The sequence below is a fragment of the Campylobacter sp. CFSAN093241 genome (assembly GCF_012889595.1).
GTDB classification, from domain to species: Bacteria; Campylobacterota; Campylobacteria; order Campylobacterales; family Campylobacteraceae; genus Campylobacter_D; species Campylobacter_D jejuni.
Window position 1 is genome coordinate 965368 of the sequence record NZ_CP040612.1, and the last position, 21029, is coordinate 986396.

General features: G+C 30.7%; 20 protein-coding genes. 3 read left to right on the plus strand and 17 right to left on the minus strand.

Annotation, left to right across the window (positions count from 1 at the left end; genetic code table 11):
- Positions 1-4: 4 nt before the first annotated feature.
- The 13 genes from FBE96_RS04980 to lepA all read right to left on the minus strand — a co-directional run bounded on the left by FBE96_RS04980 (position 5) and on the right by lepA (position 12600).
- Entirely contained in the window at positions 5-1114 is a 1110-nt protein-coding gene (locus tag FBE96_RS04980) for an ABC transporter substrate-binding protein (protein WP_002871765.1), read from the minus strand.
- A 21-nt stretch (positions 1115-1135) separates the two neighbouring features.
- Complete coding sequence (locus FBE96_RS04985) at positions 1136-2251, minus strand: ABC transporter substrate-binding protein (protein ID WP_002871766.1); 1116 nt, start codon at positions 2249-2251, stop codon at positions 1136-1138.
- Between the two features lie 30 nt (positions 2252-2281).
- Complete coding sequence (locus FBE96_RS04990; RefSeq protein WP_002853050.1) at positions 2282-2716, minus strand: c-type cytochrome; 435 nt, start codon at positions 2714-2716, stop codon at positions 2282-2284.
- Positions 2717-2724: 8 nt separating this feature from the next.
- A complete protein-coding gene (locus FBE96_RS04995) occupies positions 2725-2916 on the minus strand; it encodes a mini-MOMP protein (RefSeq protein WP_002853004.1) in 192 nt (63 codons plus the stop codon).
- A 52-nt stretch (positions 2917-2968) separates the two neighbouring features.
- Positions 2969-3475, minus strand: coding sequence for a YqhA family protein (locus FBE96_RS05000; RefSeq protein ID WP_002852919.1), 507 nt, complete (start codon positions 3473-3475; stop codon positions 2969-2971).
- A gap of 8 nt (positions 3476-3483) precedes the next feature.
- The gene (locus FBE96_RS05005; protein WP_002868665.1) at positions 3484-4515 is read right to left on the minus strand and encodes an aspartate-semialdehyde dehydrogenase; all 1032 of its coding nucleotides are present in this window, start codon (positions 4513-4515) and stop codon (positions 3484-3486) included.
- Positions 4515-5816: a fla regulon two-component system response regulator gene (gene flgR / locus FBE96_RS05010; protein ID WP_002867162.1), complete on the minus strand. Its 1302-nt coding sequence runs from the start codon at positions 5814-5816 to the stop codon at positions 4515-4517. The genes FBE96_RS05005 and flgR overlap by 1 nt, the downstream gene beginning before the upstream one ends.
- A gap of 56 nt (positions 5817-5872) precedes the next feature.
- Positions 5873-6322, minus strand: coding sequence for a flagellar assembly protein FlgQ (gene flgQ / locus FBE96_RS05015; protein ID WP_002871768.1), 450 nt, complete (start codon positions 6320-6322; stop codon positions 5873-5875).
- Positions 6298-6813: a flagellar assembly lipoprotein FlgP gene (gene flgP / locus FBE96_RS05020; RefSeq protein WP_002871769.1), complete on the minus strand. Its 516-nt coding sequence runs from the start codon at positions 6811-6813 to the stop codon at positions 6298-6300. Before flgP ends, flgQ begins: the two co-directional genes overlap by 25 nt.
- A 68-nt stretch (positions 6814-6881) precedes the next feature.
- Positions 6882-9470, minus strand: a complete 2589-nt coding sequence (gyrA, locus tag FBE96_RS05025; protein WP_002871770.1) for a DNA topoisomerase (ATP-hydrolyzing) subunit A — start codon at positions 9468-9470, stop codon at positions 6882-6884.
- A gap of 40 nt (positions 9471-9510) precedes the next feature.
- Entirely contained in the window at positions 9511-10086 is a 576-nt protein-coding gene (locus FBE96_RS05030) for a ComF family protein (protein WP_002853564.1), read from the minus strand.
- Positions 10083-10727, minus strand: coding sequence for an outer membrane lipoprotein MapA (gene mapA, locus FBE96_RS05035; RefSeq protein ID WP_002852941.1), 645 nt, complete (start codon positions 10725-10727; stop codon positions 10083-10085). The genes FBE96_RS05030 and mapA overlap by 4 nt, the downstream gene beginning before the upstream one ends.
- A 76-nt stretch (positions 10728-10803) precedes the next feature.
- Positions 10804-12600 (minus strand): translation elongation factor 4, encoded by a 1797-nt coding sequence (gene lepA / locus FBE96_RS05040; protein WP_002837927.1) that lies wholly within the window; start codon positions 12598-12600, stop codon positions 10804-10806.
- Between the two features lie 125 nt (positions 12601-12725).
- Here lepA and cmeD point away from each other — a divergent pair, with 125 nt between their 5' ends.
- From cmeD to cmeF, 3 genes are read left to right on the plus strand one after another with little or no spacing between them, the layout of a single operon-like run.
- Positions 12726-14000 carry a multidrug efflux RND transporter outer membrane subunit CmeD gene (gene cmeD, locus FBE96_RS05045; protein WP_002871771.1) on the plus strand — a complete coding sequence of 425 codons (1275 nt, stop codon included), beginning with the start codon at positions 12726-12728 and terminating at the stop codon, positions 13998-14000.
- Positions 13997-14737 (plus strand): multidrug efflux RND transporter periplasmic adaptor subunit CmeE, encoded by a 741-nt coding sequence (gene cmeE / locus FBE96_RS05050; protein WP_002858463.1) that lies wholly within the window; start codon positions 13997-13999, stop codon positions 14735-14737. Before cmeD ends, cmeE begins: the two co-directional genes overlap by 4 nt.
- A gap of 2 nt (positions 14738-14739) precedes the next feature.
- The gene (gene cmeF, locus FBE96_RS05055; protein WP_002871772.1) at positions 14740-17757 is read left to right on the plus strand and encodes a multidrug efflux RND transporter permease subunit CmeF; all 3018 of its coding nucleotides are present in this window, start codon (positions 14740-14742) and stop codon (positions 17755-17757) included.
- A 23-nt stretch (positions 17758-17780) separates the two neighbouring features.
- On the opposite strand, the gene FBE96_RS05060 is transcribed toward cmeF, so the two are convergent.
- The 4 genes from FBE96_RS05060 to FBE96_RS05075 are packed head-to-tail and all read right to left on the minus strand — an operon-like array spanning position 17781 to position 21007.
- Positions 17781-18587: an adenylosuccinate lyase gene (locus FBE96_RS05060; protein ID WP_002852998.1), complete on the minus strand. Its 807-nt coding sequence runs from the start codon at positions 18585-18587 to the stop codon at positions 17781-17783.
- Positions 18588-19307, minus strand: a complete 720-nt coding sequence (locus FBE96_RS05065; protein WP_002853863.1) for an arginyltransferase — start codon at positions 19305-19307, stop codon at positions 18588-18590. It abuts the gene before it with no gap.
- Positions 19307-19558: a hypothetical protein gene (locus FBE96_RS05070; RefSeq protein ID WP_002853000.1), complete on the minus strand. Its 252-nt coding sequence runs from the start codon at positions 19556-19558 to the stop codon at positions 19307-19309. The genes FBE96_RS05065 and FBE96_RS05070 overlap by 1 nt, the downstream gene beginning before the upstream one ends.
- Before the next feature lie 3 nt (positions 19559-19561).
- A complete protein-coding gene (locus FBE96_RS05075; protein WP_002856595.1) occupies positions 19562-21007 on the minus strand; it encodes an acetyl-CoA carboxylase subunit A in 1446 nt (481 codons plus the stop codon).
- Positions 21008-21029: the final 22 nt, after the last annotated feature.

The window sequence follows — 21029 nt, forward strand, 5'->3', positions numbered from 1 at the left end:
TCCTTTAAGGATTGATAATATCTTTATAATTTTGCTTTTGATTTTTAATTTCTTTAACCACTACAGAACGAGCTGCATTTCCTGTTTGATCAATGCTAATAACACCAGAAACACCTTGGTAATTTTTAGTTTGGTGAATTTTTTCATTGACACACTTACTAGTAAGATTTTCAACGCAAGCATTCATAGCATTTAGCATTACAAAATACGCATCAGCACCCATAGCTGAAAAATTTGGAACTTCTTTTGTTCCTTTAGCTTTTTCATAAACACTGATAAATTCTTTGCTTAATTTTGTAGTTGGATTATTAGCATCAAAACTATCTGTGAAAATATAACCCTCGCTTGCATCTCCAGCTAAACTAATAAAAGTTTGATCAGCAACTCCATCTGCAGAACCCATAGGAATATTTAAACCTGCGAGTTTTGATTGTCTTGCAAATAAAGAAGCTTCGCTATAATAAAGCGGTAAAAAAATAAATTCTGGATTTAAACTTTTAACTTGAGCTACAATAGCTCTAAAATCTTTATCACCTGAATTAACTCTTAAAATTCTAAGAATTTGACCACCATTAGACTTGTACTGTTTTTCAAAAGCTTTTGCTAAACCTAAGGAATAGTCAGTGCTTTGATCTACTACAATAACAGCACTTTTGTAATTAAGTTTTGAAAAAACATATTTTGCTAAAGATGAACCTTGAAAACTGTCCATAAAACATACTCGAGAAGAATATATTTTTTTATCAAGCAATCTATCACCAGTTGCAGCAGGAGCGATCAATGGAATTTTATTATCTTCTGCTACGCGCATAACTTGCAATGTATTAGCAGTAACCATTTCCCCTATAAGGCCTATAACTTTATCTTGAGAAACTAAACGATTTGCTCCACTCGAAGATTCTAATTTATCACCTTTAGTATCAATAATAGCAAGAGAAACCTTATCTCCATTACTTAAAGCTGATTGCATTGAATTTGCAAGTTTAATCCCTTCTAGTGCGCTTTGTCCATATGCTGCAGTAGCTCCGCTAAGCGGTAAAACAACTCCTATTTTGACTTCCGCAGCACTTAAACTTAAACTTAGAATACTTGCTAAAATTAAACTTTTTTTCATTCTCTACCTTTATTTTAGTAATTATGGATTTATAATTGTTTTATAATTTTGTTTTTGATTTTGAATTTCTTTAATCACAACAGAACGAATGGCATTACCGCTTTCATCTATGCTAATCACACCACCAACAGCTTGAAAATCTTTAGTTTGATGAATTTTGCTATTAATACATTCGCTGCTAAGATTATCAACGCAAGCATTCATAGCATTCAACATTACAAAATACGCATCAGCCCCCATAGCCGAAAATGCTGGAAGTTCTTTTGTTCCTTTAACTTTCTCATAAGCTACAACAAAATCTTTTCCTAATTGTGTAGATGGATTGTTATAATCAAAACTATCAGTGAAAATTACTCCATTAACAGCACTTCCGCCAAGATCTATAAAAGTTTGATTGTTAACACCATCTCCTGCTGCTAAAAGTTTATCAAAACCAATTTGTCTTGCTTGTCTCGCAATTAAAGCAGCTTCAGGATGATAAATAGGCATATAAACAAAATCAGGATTTAAACTCTTAAGTTGAGAAACCACAGCTCTAAAATCTTTATCTCCTGAATTAATAACAAGTTTTTTTATAATTTTCCCACCATTATTCTTAAAAGAATTTTCAAAAGCTCTTGCCAAACCTAAAGAATAAACATTGCTTTGATCTATGATGATAACAGCATTTTTAAGTCCTAAATCCTTAGATACATAAGTAGCAAATTTATCTCCTTGAAAACTATCTTTAAAACAAACTCTACTTGCATATTTCTTTTTATCTAGCAATTTATCTCCAGATGCCACTGGAGCTATTAGGGGAATTTTTTTCTCTTCTGCTATAGAAATAGCTTGAATGGTATTTGGAGTTGTAGCTTCACCAATAATCCCAAGGACTTTATCTGTTGCTATTAAACGATTAACTCCATTTGAAGTTTCAAGCTTATCTCCTTTTGTATCTATTGTGATAAGTTTAATAACATCTCCATTTGAAAGTTTTGGCTGTAGCTTATTAGCCAGTTCAATTCCGTTAAAAACATCTTGCCCATAAGCTGCCACAGTTCCAGTTAAAGGTAAAACTACTCCTATATTAATATCCTTAGCATATAAGCAATTTACCATAGTTAAAACACTTAAAGTTAAAGTTAGTTTTTTCATAGTATTCCTTTTAATTATAGTTTTTACATTTTATTTTAGAAATATATTATGTTTTGTTTTTTGCGCAGGTTCTTCTTCAAGAAGATCTTTTACTTGCAAATCAAGCGCAAAATTTCCACCTTTAATATAAGCAATAATATTATCTATATCCTCGTGGCTTAAATTTCTAGCATAAAAAGCCATTTGAGAAGCTGTTGTAGAACTGCTACTATCAAGAGTATAACCTATCAAAGCTCCTTTAATATCCTCAGGAGACATATCTTTTAAAATTCTAGATCCTATAACACTCTTTTCAGCATTATCTCCATGGCAAGTATTGCATTTATTTTGAAAATACAAAGCCTTCGCTTTTTCCATATCATATTGCTTATTTGCATCAAAGGTATAAGTAAAAAATGATTTCAAGTTAATACCAAAAAGCGCAACAACAAATATTGAACTAATAAACAACCAGCGTGCAATCATGATTTTCCTTATTTTATTGTAATTTCTGTTTGTGTTTTATTTTGATATCTATGTGTTTTTTTGTTGTATTTTTTTTCTTTTTTAATATCATAGCGATAACGAACAGTCCCTGAAACTTCTATATCTTTAAAGACTTCATCTAACGGAGCTGCAAAAACAAAATGATTTAAAATCATACCAATTAAAAATATTTTTTTCATTTTTATTCTTTAAACACAAAAAAACGATTATATCAAAAAAAGATAATCCTTGTTAATGACCACCTTTGTGTAAAAAATAAAGTCCTACACAAAGAGCTAAAATCGATCCAGCAAGAAAAGCCATATCCACAGGAGTAGCAAATTTCATCTGTAAAACCCTTTGAAAGAAATTTACTACTAAGACCATAATGATAACTTTTGCAAGCTTGTCTTTTAATTGATCTAAGCTATGCACCTCTAAAACCTTGCTTTGTTTTGTTTGTTTAAATTCTTCTATTTCGCTGATAAAAAGCTCATAAACTCCAAAAGAAAAAATAAACAAAACTAAAGCCATAAGATAAAGATCAACAGCTCCTATAATTAAAGCCACCACATCCTCATGCAAATCCACATTAGAACCTGCATCAAAAAAATAATTATAAGTATAAAATATAACTTTTAAAACATCATAACTTGCAATAAAAAACAATACAAAAGCTCCAATTAAACCAAAAATTACGGGTAAAATTGTAACAATACGACTTCTAACAAGTAAAGATTCAAATATTTTCTCTAACATTTTTTTCCTTATTTATTTTTTAATTCTAACCATTTTTGCGCAATACGCACAGCATTTGTTGCAGCACCTACACGAATTTGATCCGCCACACACCAAAGATGGAGTATTTTTTTATCATACACATCAGCACGAATTCTTCCTACATAAGTTTCATTAGTATCGCTAGTCATTAAAGGCATAGGGTATTTTTTATTTTTAGGATCATCTATGACAATAACACTCGGTGCTTTTTTTAAAATTTCTTTAGCTTTTTTTACATCTATTTCTTTTTCAAAATGCATAGTAATGGCTTCGCTATGACTTCTTAAAACAGGCACTCTAACACAAGTTGCCGAAACTTCTAAATTTTTATGTAAAATTTTTTGAGTTTCATTAATCATTTTAAGTTCTTCTTTAGTGTAATCATTATCCATAAAAACATCAATTTGTGGAATAAGATTAAGTGCCAAAGTATAAGGAAAAGTTTGAGGTTCAAATTCATCAAGTTTAAAAGCAAAAAAACTTTGCATAGCTTCAACCAATTCTTGCATTCCTTCTTTTCCTGCTCCACTTGCAGCCTGATAGGTACTTACATCAACACGCTTTAAATTAAATGCATCATTTAAAGGTTTTAAAACTTGCACCATTTGTATAGTAGAACAATTTGGATTAGCAATAATCCCTGTTTTTTTCCAATCTTTAATATCCTCAGGATTGCATTCAGGAACCACCAAAGGAACATCTTTTTCCATTCTAAAATGACTTGTATTATCAATAACAACAGCACCAGATTCTACTGCAAATTTAGCATATTTTTCACTCACACTTCCACCTGCGCTAAAAAAAGCAATATCAATAGGATTTTCTTTAAATACATTTTCGGTAAGTTCTTTGACTTTATAAGCTTTGCCTTTAAATTCTACTTCACTACCTACACTTTTTGCACTTGCTAAAGGTAAAATACTTTCCACTGGGAAATCAAGTTCATCTAAAACATTTAAAAGCTCTTCCCCAACCGCACCAGTAGCACCCACAATGGCTATTTTTTGTTTTTTTGACATTACTTATCCTTTATTTGATATTTTTTAATTTTTTCATTTAAAATTTTTATATCCATACCTAAAATTTGAGAAGCTTGATCCTTGTCATAATCTACACTTAAAAGAACTTCACAAATCAATTCTTTTTCTAAATTCTTTACATCTTTTTTTATACTTCTAGCTTCTAAGAACAAATCTTCACTTGAAATTTCATCATTTTCACTTAAAATACAAGCTCTTTGTACAACGGATATTAATTCTCTAATATTACCAGGAAAATCATATTCAAGTAAAGCATTTTTAGCTTCTTGGCTGAGCTGTTTTTCCTTAAAATCATATTCTTTACAAGTATCTTCTAAAACCTTTTGAGCTATACCTAAAATTTCTTCTTTACGCTCTCTTAAAGGCGGGATATTAATAGGAACAGTGTTTAAACGATAATATAAATCTGAACGAAATTCGCCATTTTTTATTTTTTCATCCAAATTTGCATTAGTTGCACTGATAATTCTTACATCTATTTTGATGCTTTTTGTACTTCCAAGTCGCGTAATTTCTTTTTCTTGCAAAGCTCTTAAAAGTTTGGCTTGAATTTCATAAGGCATTTCGCCAATTTCATCTAAAAATAAAGTGCCCTCATTAGCCATTTCAAAAAGCCCTATTTTAGTTGCATTAGCATCAGTAAAAGCACCTTTTTCAAAACCAAAAAGCTCACTTTCAATTAAATTTGCAGGAATGGCTGCCATATTAATAGCAACAAAAGGCTTATTAGAGCGTTTAGAATGAGTGTGAATATAACGAGAAAATACCTCTTTTCCTACTCCACTCTCTCCAAAAAACATTACAGAGGCATCAGTTTTAGCCGCTTTTTGACTTAAATTTAATGTTTTTTCTAAATTAGGAGAAGTTGAAAAAAAATCTTTATTTTCTTCTTTTTTTTCATTTTTTTTGCTTTTTTTATCGGCTGTTTTTTCTCTTATGATTTTAGCACGCTTAATAGCCTCGACTAAAGTATCAACATCAAAAGGCTTGGTTAAAAAATCTTTTACTCCCAAACGAACCGCTTCTATAGCACGGCTTAAAGTAGCATTTCCTGTCATAATAATAAAATCATATTTATTTTCACAGGCTTTAACAAATTCTATACCATCAATTCCTGGCATATTAATATCTGTAATAATCAAATCTGTATTCTCATCTATTTTTTTTAAAGCTTCAGTAGCAGATTTATAAGATTTAATATTAAATTCTTCATACTCTGCTAATGCAATTTCTAAGGATTTGCGCATATTAATATCATCTTCTACTATGACTAAATTCATCCTAAGCCTTTTAAAAAATTTCTACTATAGTATCCAATTTGCGCTTAATTTTGAATTTACTTTTTTTTAAGATAATAAATTATCGCACTTTGTTCGCCAAATTCCACAGTAAAACGCAAGGGTAAAATTTTAACATAAGTTTCACTTTGAGCACGTAATAAGTCAGTATTAACAATATCCTTAACACTGATTCTAGCCCCTATAAAGCAATCGCTTAACTCATCTTTATGAGAATTCAAAAAATTAAATTTAATTGTTTTTGGCATATTATCATCAATCAATCCTAAAGAAGTTCGAGGTAAAACTTTTAAATCTTGATCACTATAAGAAATTTCACATACCCATTGTTCTTCAACATTTTCGCTTTGCGTCATTGCTAAGGATAAATTTTGATTTTGATGAAAGAGAATGAAATTTTTACTAGAAAGCTCTGCCCAAAAAATAAATTCATCTTGGGCAAAAAGCTTAAAGCTAAGAAAGATTAATAAGCAAACAATTCTTTCCACTTGTCTGCATCGATTTTAAGTTCTAAGTTTACCCTATAAAGCCCTTGATTAAAATTCTGATCAATAATACTTGCATTTTTTATCAAACCATTTACTTGCGCAGTAATAGTTGAACTTCTAAGCATTGCATCTTTTACAGTATCTTTACCATTCACTTTCACACCATAAAGCTTACTTGCAAGCTGTCTGTAAGCATCTGTAATCGCTGCTCTTTTTGCTAAAGCTAGGGCTTGAGCAGTAGAAACTGTATTCATCGGAGCAATCCCTTCACCAACTGCTGTAAAACTAAGTTCCGTTTCACTAGCATCTGGAGCCAACATTTTTTCTTCTCTGATAATATCACGCACATCATCTTTATCGACTTTTTGCACGATAACATCTTGAGATGGGGCAGTGCTATTTGCACTTGAATTTTTAGTTGCACTGTTTGCACTTGGTACACAACCAGCGAGAATTCCTGCTATTGCTAGCATAAAATAATTTTTTTTCATTTTTACACCTTCAAAATATTGTAATTAGTAAAAAATAAAAAGCAATAAGCGTTCCAACTTTAAACTTATTACAAATCTAAACCAAAGTTTTCATCGCTTAACTCATCCTCATCATTTTCCTCTTTAGGACACTTAGCGATGCTAACCACCTCGTCATTTTCCACATTAACTACAATGACACCACTCGTATTACGCCCTGCTTTTCTAATGCTTTGCATATCAACACGTATCATCTTACCTGAACTTGTAAGAGCCATCAAATCCATAGTTTCATCTACTATAACTACGCTAATAAGATCTTTGGTTTTTTCTGTAAGTTTCATACAAATTACACCCTTACCACCTCTGCTTTGCAATCTATATTCTCCAGCATTTGTGCGTTTTCCTATACCTTTTGCACTTATGCTTAAAATTTCTTGCTCATCATTTTCTATAACAACTGCACCTACTAATTCGTCATTTTTCTCTTTAAACTTAATAGCCGTCACCCCACGACTTACACGGCCGATTTCACGCACTTTAGCAAGTGGGAATTTGATACACATACCTTTTTTGGTTACTGCAAAGAGCATTTTACCTTGTGTGCTTACACTTTCTTCATTTTCAAGATTTTCATCATCTAAATTTTCAATTTCTTGATTTTCTAAATTTTCTTCACCACCAGTGGCAAAAATTTCATCTTCATCTCTTTGAACAATAATAGCAGTTACCAACTCATCATTTTCATCCAAGTTGATCGCTCTAACTCCTACACTTCTGATATTTTGATATTCACTCAAATTTGTACGCTTTACAATACCATTTTTAGTAAAGAAACATAAAGATTTACTCTCATCAAAATCCGTGGTTGGAATAATAGCCATGATTTTTTCTTCAGCTTGTAAATTAATAAGATTTACCACTGCTTTTCCTTTAGCCGTTCTTGAGCCTTCAGGAATTTTATAAACTTTAAGCCAATAAAGCTGTCCACGATCTGTTACAAACATAAGTGTATCATGTGTATTTGCCGTAAAGAAACTTTCTATAAAATCATCATCATAAGTCGTAACGGCTAATTTTCCTTTTCCGCCTCGTTTTTGCTTTTCATATTGTTTACTAGGCACACGCTTAATATAACCACGATGCGTAATAGTTACAACCATATTTTCATTAGGAATCAAATCTTCAATATCAATATCATCATAATCATCTTCAATTTGAGTAATACGTGGCACATCAAATTTACTTCTAATTTCTTTTAATTCATCGCGAATTAAATTTTCAAGCAAGGTTTCACTTTTTAAAATTTCTTCAAGTCTTGCAATTTCTTTCATTAATTCTGCAAGTTCATTTTCGATTTTTTCTCTTTCAAGTCCTGTTAAACGACCAAGTTTCATATCTAAAATAGCATTGGCTTGAAGCTCACTAAGACCAAATTTAGCTACCAAAGAATCTCTTGCGGTATTATTATCAGAACTATTTTTAATTAAAGCAATCACTTCATCTATATTATCAAGTGCAATTTTAAGACCTTCTAAAATATGAGCTCTTGCTCTTGCCTTTTGAAGTTCAAAAATCGTTCTTCTAATAATAACTGTTTTTCTATGGGTTAAGAAAAGATTTAAAAGTTCTAACAAAGAGAAAATTTTAGGTTCTTTATTGTGAATTGCCAACATAATCACACCAAAAGTACTTTCCATAGTAGTAGATTTAAATAGATTGTTTAAAACAATTTCACTCATAGCCTCACGTTTAAGCTCTATAACAACGCGGATTCCTTCTTTATTGCTCTCATCTCTTACTTCAGATATTCCTTCAATTTGCTTTTCTTTAACAAGCTCTGCAATCTGCTCTATAAGCCTAGCTTTATTGGTTTGATAAGGAAGCTCATCTATAACAATAACATCTTTATTTGTCTTTTTTTCAATATGAGTTTTAGCGCGCACTTTCACGCGACCACGCCCTGTGCGATAAGCTTCTATAATACCTTTTTTACCATAAATTATTCCACCTGTTGGAAAATCTGGACCTTTGATAAACTGCATAATCTCTTCTAAGCTTGTATCTTTACTATCAAGCAAATATAAAAGTCCATCTATCAACTCATTTAAACTATGAGGTGGGATGTTTGTCGCCATACCTACAGCTATACCACTTGAACCATTTAATAATAAATTTGGAACCCTAGAAGGTAAGACATCAGGTTCACTTTCTGAACCATCATAATTTGGAACAAAATCGACCGTATCTTTATCTATATCTTTTAAAAGCTCATGAGAAAGTTTACTCATTTTTGCTTCAGTATAACGCATCGCAGCAGCGCTATCACCATCTATAGATCCAAAGTTGCCTTGTCCTGTAATACTTGGATATCTCATAGAAAAATCTTGAGCCATTCTAACCAAAGCATCATAAACTGCTGTATCTCCATGTGGATGATAACGACCTATAACAGCACCCACTATACGGGCTGATTTGACAAAATCTGTTCTACTTTTTGCCTCATCATTTTGCATAGCATATAAAATTCTTCTATGAACAGGCTTTAAACCATCTCTTGCGTCAGGCAAAGCACGACCTATAATAACACTCATAGAATAGTCTAAGTAACTACTTTTTATAGAATTTTCTATATCTACAAGTTCAATATCAGAATCTTTGCTAAAAATATTCTCCATAAAAATCCTTCTATTAGTTCAAAGTTTTGATTATAGCATATTAAACTTTTGCATCAGCTAAAACAAGAGCAAAAAGTACAGAAATTTTATTTTCTTCTAAAACTTTTTTAGCTTCCAAAAGGCTAGAACCAGTCGTTACAATATCATCTACTAAAATTACAGGTTCGTGAATGGTTTTTAAGAGTTTGTAATTTCTTTTATGTTTTTGACGAAATTCTAAACTTTTTCCAGAATATTTAATATGATTTTGTGCTTTTAAAACATTAAAAACAGGTTTTACAAATTTTGTTTTAAGATATCTAGCTAAAATAGCAGAATGTGAATAAAGCATATCTTCAACCTTATCATCTAAAGCTATAACATTAATTGTCATTCTAGGATCAAAAAAATCTTTAAATTTTGCAAAACTTAATTTAGCAAGCATTTTATAAACAAAATAACCATAAAAATAATGTTTAGAGTGAAGCAAGTGTTGTATTTCATGGTATTTATAAAAAGAATAGACTTTGAAATTATTATCAAGCTTTCTTACATTTAAGGAAAATTCAGAAAGCTCTAGCTCGCATAATTCACAAAAGCAGAGCAGAGCAAAAGCTCCGCAATTTATACACCTCAAAGTTCAGAGATTAAACTAGCTGCTTTATTTGCCATTTGTTTTATTAACAAATGAGTATAAAAAGTTGTTTCTTTTAAATCATCAAAACCTTGTACATCTTGCTTGGTGCGGATTGTAAATTTCTTATTTTTATTTATATCACTAACTTGTAAAACTCCTACTAGTTTTGAATGTAATCCTATAGCATCTTGAGTTGCTCCATAAGATATAAATTCTAAATCAATCTTACTCACATAAGGTGAATTTTGATCGTTATTGTCAAGCACAACTATTCCTCTAGCTTCAAGTTCTTGTTTTAAATAAGTATAAAATACCGCATTAAAATTCACATCGACAAATAACTTTTTCCCTTTAGCATTTAAAACCTTTTGCCCTTCTTTTAAATCATAAAATCTATGTAAATAAACCTTTTTCAAAGCAATACCAGTGTCTAAAGTGCGTTTATTGGCACAACATTGAATTCCAACATCGCTAATGTATAAAAGCCCTTTAATCTTTGCTTCAAAACCACCAGGACTTTCACAAGAACTGCATTGAGAATTTTTAGAAATTTGATTAACTTGAGCAAAAGTATCTTGTTTAGTTGCACAAGCACTCAAAAATAAAATAGGCACTATAAAAATCAAAAATTTTTTAAACATTTTTTCTCCTTAGAAAATTATTTTAAAATTGTATTAAAAATACAAGCAAATTTCAAGCCAAGTTTTAAATTTATCATCAATCTATCTTTAAAACACTCAAAAAAGCCTCTTGAGGTAAATTTACCTTACCTATAGCTTTCATTCTTTTTTTACCTTCTTTTTGCTTTTCTAAAAGCTTTCTTTTTCTAGTAATATCCCCACCATAACATTTTGCTGTCACATTTTTACCCATGGATTTAACAGTTTCTCTTGCGATGATTTTATTTCCAATACTTGCTTGAATGGCCACTTCAAAAAGCTGTCTAGGAACTATTTCTTTCATAGCACTAACAAGTTCTCTTCCTTTACTTTGCGCTTTTTCATTAGGCACGATAATGCTTAACGCATCAACATTTTCACCCGCTACCTTAATATCAAGTTTTACCAAATCCCCTACTCTAAATTCTATAGGCTCATAATCAAAACTCGCATAACCTTTTGTTAAGGACTTTAATTTATCATAAAAATCCATCACAATCTCATTTAAAGGCACATCATATTCTAGCAAAACACGCTCAGGTGTGATATAGTCCATTTTAACCTGTACTCCTCTTTTGCGATTTAAAAGAGTGATTAAATTCCCTAAAAATTCACTTGGAGTAATGATAGTAGCTTTAACATAAGGCTCTTTTATATGATCGATTTTATTAACAGGAGGAAGCTCGCTAGGATTTTGAATTTTAATAAGCTCTCCATCGGTTTGATAAATTTCATAAGTCACAGTTGGAGCTGTAGCAATCAAATCAAGATTAAATTCTCTCTCAAGCCTTTCTTTGATAACTTCCATATGTAAAAGCCCTAAAAATCCTACCCTAAAACCAAAGCCTAAGGCCAAAGAAGTTTCAGGCTCATAAGTAATAGAACTATCATTAAGCTTTAATTTATCCAAAGCATCTCTTAAATCTTCAAATTTATCCGTTTCTATAGGATAAAGTCCCGCAAACACAAAAGCTTTAGCCTTTTCAAAACCACCTATGGCTTCTTTAGCTTTGTTTTTTACCAAAGTGATGGTATCGCCTACTTGTACATCACCTACGGTTTTAAGCCCTAAAACCACCACACCTACTTCGCCTGATTGTAAAGATTGAGTTTTAATTGGACTTAAAGGGTGGGGATAAAAAAGATCTTGAACTATATGTTTTTTATCCGTACTCATGACTAAAACTTCATCGTTTTTAGCAATACTTCCTTCATAAATCCTAACCAAAGCCAAAGCACCCAAATAATTATCAAACCAAGAATCATAAATTAAAGCCTTAGTAGGAGCTTCATCATCTGTTTTTGGTGCAGGGATTTTAGTAATAATTGTTTCTATAAGCTCTTTTATACCCACTCCTGTTTTTGCACTCACGCAAATTGCATCTTTGCAATCTATACCTATAATATGCTCGATTTCATGCTTTACTTTCTCAACATCAGCATTAGGTAAATCGATTTTATTAATCACAGGAATGATTTCAAGATTATTTTCAAGCGCTATATAAACATTAGCTATAGTCTGTGCTTCAACACCTTGAGAAGCATCTACTACAAGCAAAGCTCCTTCACAACTTGCCAAAGAACGACTCACTTCATAAGAAAAATCCACATGGCCAGGAGTATCAATAAGATTTAAAACAAAATTTTCATTATTAAATTTATAATTTAAACGCACTGATTGTGCTTTTATGGTGATACCACGCTCTTTTTCTATATCCATAGTATCCATAACTTGTGAACTCATCTGCCTATCGCTAATAGCACCACACTCACTAATAATCCTATCTGCAAGAGTAGATTTTCCATGATCTATATGAGCTATAATAGAAAAATTTCTAATATTTTTTACCGACAAAATTTCATCCTAAATATAAAATTTTAAAGCTAGGATTTTAACAAAATTTATGTTTAAAACAAATAAATTTTTTTTATATAAAAAACTTCAATTGAAATTTATATAAAACATATTAAAATATCAAAATGTTTGAAAAATATTTAAAATCAGCTATATTTTTAGCTCTTTATCCCTTAGCAATGTTAGCTTCTAATTTGCACGAATTTATAGCACTAAGTCAAAATAATGAATCCTATCTCATTAAGCAAATGCAAAGCGAACAAGCAAATTTATACAAAGAACAAGCTTTTAGAAATTACCTACCCTCTCTTAGTCTAAACTCAGCTTATGTAGCCAACAATAAAGATCGCTTCATTATCGATCCACAAGAAAGTTTATTTGCTAAAGTTTCTCTTAATTTTTTGCTTTTTGATGGGGGTGCTAGAGAGGCTAATTTAAGAGCTTTAGAAAGCAGAGAAAAATTAAGCCTTTTAGACAAAGAACAAAATAAAAATTACCTTGCCCTAAATGCAATCACACTTTATTTTAACACCTTAAGTCTTGAAAAAATTTTACTAGCCAATCAACAAAAAGTATCTTTTTTAAAATCAACTTTTGAAAGATTGCAAAAATTTTACGACGCAGGACTTAGCCCTAAAGATGAACTTGAAAGCATTAAGGCTAAATACCATTTAAGCTTATTAGAGCTCAGTCAAAATGAATTAAAACTTGCCAATATACAAAAAGAGATTAAAATTTTAAGCGATACAGATTTTAAAGTGCAAGGAAATGCTTTTTTAGAAAATCCGCAACAAGAAAAAAGTCAAAACTATGAAGTAATGATAGCTAAAGAACAAATCAATATTGCTAAAGAAAGTGTAAATTTAGCAAAAGCTGAATATTTTCCAAAATTTTATATTCAAGATAATTTTAACTTTTATAAAAACAATTATAATCCAAAAGTTCCAGCTCCTTTTGCAAATTTAGCGGATCAATTCTTAGAAAAATATTCTCAAGGTAATCAATTTATTTTAGGTATGGAATGGAAAATTTTTGATTTCAATGCAAGGGCTAAAGAAGTTGAAAAAGAGCGTTTAAATGTTCAAATAGCCAATGCAAATGCAAGATTTAGCGAGAGAAAAAATAAAGAAGAATTAAATTATTTAGACAAAAGTTTAAAAGTTTTACAAGAACAAATTTTAGCTCTTAATCTTAGCTTAAATGCTGCAAATTTAGCTTTTGAAAGTGTAGATAAAAAATACCAAGCAGGACTTGTTTCTTATGTAGAATATCTTCAAGCTTTAGAGGTTAAATTTAAAGCACAAAGCGATTTAGAGCTTGCTAAAAATGAATTTGAAATTACTAAAGCAAATTATTATTTTAATGCGGGTATAGATCTTAATTCAAAGGTTAAAGAATGAAAAAAATTCTATTTTTACTTCTTGTTTTTAATTGCGCCTTTGGCGAAGAAATTTACGCAAGTTTCAATGTAGAAGCATCAAAACAAAGCAAACTTGCCCTTGAAAGCATAGGTTTGGTTCAAAAAATTCCTGTAGAAATTGGACAAAAAGTCAGCAAAGGAGAACTTTTACTTGCTCTTGATCAAGAAAGTGAAAAAATAGCTCTTCAAAATGCTCAAAATTCTTATCAACTTGCCCTTGTAGAATACGAAAATACCAAAAGTAGGATGCAAAAAATCAAAGCTGTAGAAAATGTTATAGACAAACAAAGCTATGAAGATATGAAAGCTAAGTTTGATGCTGCTAATTTAAATTTAAACAAAGCAAAAATCAATATAGCTTATTATAAAAATATCATGGCAAAAAAAGAATTACGCGCACCTTATGATGCTATTATCGCAAACAAATTTATACAAGTGGGCGAAGGAGTAGGAGGAGTAGCTCAACCTTTAATAGAAATTTTTTCCTATCCACAAAGCAAACTGATTTTAAGTTTTGATGAAAAATATAAAGATAAAGTTAGATTAGGCGATGATTTCTTTTATAAAATCGATCAAAATGGTACAGAATTGAAAGGAAAAATCAACCTTATTTATCCAAGTATAGAAGTAAAAACAAGAAAAATTTATGCTGAAGTGCAAACCACAAATCTAACACCAGGGCTTTTTGGTGAAGGTAGAATCATCACTAAAGATTAAAAATGTTTAAACTAGCTATAAACCGACCTATTACCGTGCTAATGTTTTTCTTAGCTCTTATGATTTTTGGGCTAATCTCTGCTTTTAGCATGAGTGTAAATTTATTTCCTAATGTTTCCATACCTCTTATAAAAATCACAAGCAAGATAAATGGGGATTTAAATTTCGTAGAATCAAAAGTCACTAAAGAAATAGAAAATGCTTTAAGTGAAATCGATGGAGTAAAGACCATAACCTCAGCTGCATATGATAATTTTAGTGTAAGTGTAGTCGAGTTTAAACTGGGTAAAAATCTTGAAGTAGCTGCCAATGATGTGCGTGATAAAATAGGAACTTTAAGCCTACCTTCTAAGCCTGAAATTGAAAAAATCAGTTCAGATTCTGGTTCTGCTATTTCACTTTTTCTATATTCTAAAGATAAATTACAACTCATGCGTGAAATCAATGACAAAATAAAACCTTTTTTGCAAAGAGTTGAAGGAGTAGGTAAAATCGAAGCTAAGGGGTTTTTAGAACCCCAAATTCGCATAGAATTAAAACCAAACCAACTTAGAAAATACAATCTTAACGCCCTTGATGTAGCAAATATCATCAAAAGTCAAAATTTTAAACAAGCCCTAGGCGAACTTAACAACAATCAAGATAACTATATCATCAAAGGCTATTTTGAAGCCACAAATTTAGAAGAACTTAGCAATCTTCGCATAAAAACAGGAGTATTTTTAAGTGATATTGCTAATATTTCAAGCCTTTATGAAGATGAAAAACAAAGTGCTTTATACGAAGGTAAAGAAGGGGTGCTTTTAGAACTCGGAAAAATCACAAATTATAACACCCTTGAAATGATTAAAAATGTCAAAAATGCCTTGCCTATTTTAGAAAAACAAATTCCAAAAGATATAAGCATTAATATGCTTTATGATAAAAGCTTAAATATCCACAAGCACCTTTCTCAAGTGATTTTTGATATGGTTTTGGGGATTTTTCTAACCCTTGTTATCGTGTTTTTATTTTTAAGAAATTTAAGTGCAACTCTCATTGCTTGCATAGCTATACCTACTTCTATCATTTCAACTTTTTTTATTATTGATCTTTTAGGCTATGATTTAAACCGCTTAACTTTTATAGCTTTAACCTTAAGCATAGGAATTTTTATCGATGATGCTATAGTAGTGATTGAAAATATTGCTAAAAAACTAAAAACTTATCCGCCTTTACAAGCTGCTTTTTTGGGTATCAATGAAATAGGTTTTAGCGTTTTAAGCATAAGTATAGTTTTACTTTGTGTTTTTATCCCTATTTCTTATATGAACTCTATATCAGGGCTTTTTTTCAATGCCTTAGGCATAAGCGTTGCAAGTGGGATAGTTATAAGCTTTTTGGTTTCTGTATTTTTAATACCTAGTATTGGGGCAAGATTTTTAAATCCAAAAGAAAACAAGTTTTATGAAAAAACAGAAGCTTTTTTTGAAAAAATAGAGCAAAAGTATGAAAATTTACTCTATAAAATTTTACAAAATAAAGTAAAATTTATCCTAGCCACTCTTGTTTTTATAGGGCTTTCTTTTGCTTTAGCCACTCGCATAGGGCTTGATTTTTTACCTATGGAAGATGATAGTGAAATTCAAGTTTTGCTTGAAAGCAAAAAGGATTTAAGTTTAGAAGCCATGAAAGAAAAAAGTTTAAATTTGCTTGAAAAAATCAAAAATGATAGCAATGTCAAATACGCTTTTTTACTTGTAGGCTATGATGATGCCAAAGATGCTACAAAGGCTAAAATTTATGTTAAACTTAAAAATTTAGACGAAAGAAATTTAAGACAAAGTGCCATAGTAAGTTTATATCGTCAAAAATTTCAAGATGAAAGTTTAAAAATCAAAATTTTAGAACTTCCAAAGATAGAGGGTGCAGGCATTGATGATCCCGTGCAATTTTTAATCTTAGGAGATGATTTAAACACTCTAAAAGGAGCTGCTTCTCAGGCAAAAGAAATTTTAGGCACTAATGCACGCATTGTAGATATAAGTGATAATGCTAATGCTACAAAAGATGAAGTAGCCTTACACATCAACAAAGAAAAAGCCAAACTTTTAGATGTCAATCCTCAATATATCGCTGGGGTTTTAGGGTATTCTTTCTCGCAACTTAGCGTAGGAAGCATGGATAGAGGCAATTCAAAAGATGATATTATCCTAAGTTTTGCTCCAGAATTTAAAAAAGACATAGAAGCTTTAAAGCGCATTAGCATTAAAAACAACCAAGGTATAAATTTAGAACTTTCAAGCGTGGTGGATTTTATATACAGTAAAGATTTAAAAACTATCAATCGTTACAATAAAAACCGCTCTGTGAAAATCACAGCTGGAGTGAATGATCTTTCCTTAGGAGCGGTGCAAAAACTTTTACTAGATAATATGGATAAAATTTTAAATAACAATCCAAGTCTTAGCTATGCTTTTTCAGGCTTTATCAATCTTTTAGGTGAAACCGTGCAAGGTTTTGCTATGGCAGTAGCACTTGCTTTTGTTTTAATTTATCTTGTTTTAGCCGCACTTTATGAAAGTTTTATTCTGCCTTTAATCATCATGATAACCATGCCTTTAGCCTTTGGCGGAGCTTCTATAGGGCTTTTTATCACAGGGCATAATTTTTCACTTTTTGTACTTATTGCCATCATCTTACTTTTTGGTATGGTGGGGAAAAATGCTATTTTACTCGTAGATGTAGCTAATAAAAAATGCCATGAAGGTTTAGATCCCGATAAAGCTCTTTTAATCGCTGGAAAATCGCGCTTAAGGGCTATATTGATGACAACTTTTGCTATGATTTTTGCTATGCTCCCACTTGCTCTTTCAAGGGGTGCGGGCTATGAAGCTAATTCTCCTATGGCAATAGCCATTATCTTTGGACTTATAAGTTCGACTTTGCTTACCTTACTCGTAGTACCTGCACTTTTTAAATTTTGTTTTAAACTAGATAGCAAATTAAGAAAAATTTATGAGAGAGAAAAATTAAATTAACCAAAATGATTAATTTAATTTTTTTAAGTATTATTCTTATAAAGTGCTTTTAAGTTATCATAGGCGATTTGTATTTTTTCAAACTGTTCTCTTGCGTAAGCTTTTTCTATTGCACTTTTTCCTTGATGAAAATCAGGATGATAAAGTTTTACCAAAATCAAATATTTTTGTCTGATTTCACTAAGATCATTTTGCGGAGTGCATTCTAAAGTATTAAAATAATTACTAAAAAGCTTAGCTAAAGCATTAAATTTCCATTTCATATTTTCTTTATTGTGAATATTTTGGCGAAATTTTTTATACTCTTCGCGGTCAACTTCAAAATTCACGCAATATTTTAAATGCTCGCTCTCATCTGCAAAAGCTTCAAAAAGTTCAAGGGTATTCTCGTTTTTATATTCTAAAATTAGAATATTTGTCATTTCATTATATTCTATATTATGATCTTGAAAATAATTTCTTATATAAGTAATAAATAATTTTTCATTAGAGCTTAACTTCATCAAAATTCTACCCGCAACAAAATCAATCTTGATAAACAACATAGGCTTAAGCATATTATTTTGCTCAAAAATTAATCTAAAAGTTTTAAAATGAGCATCTTGTAAATTCTCTATACCTTCATTTGTGCTTTTGCGATATTTTTGATCTAAAACTTTTAAGAAATAACGGCGCTGTGGAATTTCATTTTCTTCAAAAAAAGAAAAAATTTTATTTTTTCGTCCTATGACCTTTGTGAAATTTTTGGTAATCAAGTCTTTAAAATACTGAAATACGCTAATATCATCTGTATTAACATTGATAGTTTCTAAAGTTTGCACGATTTGCATCTATTTCTCCCATAAAACCTCATTTTCAAAAAGCTCTTTAGTGCCTTTTAAAATTTCATTGGGTGTATAATCGGCTTTATAAGATAAAGATTGACACTTTTTTACAAAATACCCAAGATAAATATAATCTAAGTTCATTTTTTTAGCTATTTGTATTTCATTGAGCAAAGAAAATTTACCCAAAGAAAAATACGAAAAATCAGGATCATAAAAACAATAAATGCTTGAAATTCCATCCTCTAAAATATCAATCAAATCAACACAAACGAGCTTATCTTCTATATAAAATGCAAGCTCATATCCAAAATTCATAAAACCATCGACATAAAGATTATAATACTGTTTAAAGCTTAAATCATAACGCTTCCAGTTCTTTTTTTCTTCCATAAAACGATGGTATTTATCATATAAAAACAAATGTTCATTGCTTAAATTGGGCGTTCTAAGTATAACTTTGGTATTAATATTTTTATTTACAACCCTTCTTTCACTTCTTGAAAAATTATATTCATTAACTAAAATTCTAAGACTTAAACATTCATCACAATCTTTACAAATAGGGCGTGAAAAATACCTACCAAAACGACGCCAACCTCGTTTTATTAGCTCATTATTGATTTCTTTAGGGCAATTTTCAATGTATTTATACTCTATTCTTGAACGTTTATCCTTTAAGTAAGGACACTGATCTTCAAGAGTACAAAAACCAATCTCAAGCATTAAATTTTCTTAATATCTGTATTTTTGATAAATTCGGAAAATTCATCCTGTAGTTTTTCTTGCTTTAAGAAAATTTCTTGCATTTCCTTATCTATGTTTGTTTCTTGATTTTTTTCGCGAATATCTTTAGCTAGTTTTTCTAAATTTTTTACACTTGCACCACTCTTGCTTGATTTCTTCGCTAATTTTGAAGTATTGGTGTTAGCTTGCATTTCTTTTTTAATACTTTTAAGACTGTCTAAAAAATCCATCTATTATTCCCTACTTTCTCGTATTTTTTTAAGCGTAGCAGCTATTGCAGCTATAACTTCTTCTTTATTTTCTTGATGACGATCTTCTGTTTTTTCTAATAATTCTTGCATATGTGTTTCTATGAAAGAGGTGTCTAAATACCCCCTTCTAAATTCTCTTGTTTTTGTAATGGCAATTAAAAATGGTATTGTTGTTCTAATATCATCAATCACAAATTCCTTCAAAGCACGCTCAAGTTTATTAACCGCTAAATCATAACTTGTTGCTTTAATAATAAGCTTTGCAAGCATGGAATCATAATAAGGCGGCACAGTATAGTCTTTATAAATATGACTATCAACCCTAACAGATGGTCCAAGAGCTGGGTAGTATTCTCCTATTTTTCCAGGACTTGGAATAAAATTTTTCCATACATTTTCAGCAGTAATTCTAGCTTCAATAGCAAAACCCCTAGGTTTAATATCGCTTTGTTCTAAGTCCAAAATTTCTCCTGCTGCAATACGAATTTGTCTTACAATAAGATCAATACCTGTAATTTCTTCAGTAATTGGATGCTCAACTTGAATTCTTGTATTCATTTCCATAAAATAAAAGCGATTATAATCATCAAGCAAAAACTCTATAGTTCCAGCATTTGTATAACCTACAGCCTTAGCAGCTGCCACAGCTGTAACACCCATGGTTTTTCTAAGATTATCTGAAATTCCAGGGCAAGGTGCTATCTCAATTACCTTTTGATGTCTTCTTTGAATAGAACAATCCCTTTCACAAAGATGGATAATATTTCCGTAGTTATCTCCTAAAATTTGAAATTCTATATGTCTGGGATTAACTACATATTTTTCCATAAATACTTCATCATTATTAAAGTATGTTAAAGCTTCTCTTTTGCAAGATTCAAAGGCATTTTCAAGATCTTGTTCTTTATGAACAACGCGAATTCCGCGTCCACCTCCACCACCTGAAGCTTTTAAAATAACAGGATAACCAATCTTCTCAGCAAAAATTTTAATTTCTTCCATGCTATAGGAATTTAATTTTTCAGTCCCTGGAACAATAGGTATGCCATTTTTAGCCATTAACTTACGAGCGATATTTTTATTTCCCATCTTATGGATTACTTCAGATTTTGGACCTATAAAAATAATTCCAGCATCTTCACAAGCCTTAGCAAATTCGTAATTCTCACTTAAAAATCCATAACCAGGATGGATCGCATCAGCACCACAAGCCTTAGCAATCTCGACAATACGAGCAACATCTAAATATCCTCTTATAGCATCCGTTCCTATGCGATAAGCCTCATCTGCGATTTTTACATGCAAACATTCACGATCAGGCTCTGTAAAAACTGCAACACTTTTAATATGTAAATCTCTACAAGCACGGATTACTCTAACAGCTATTTCAGCTCTATTTGCTATGAGAATTTTATGGATTTGATTCATAATTTGCCTTTTTTGTTATATT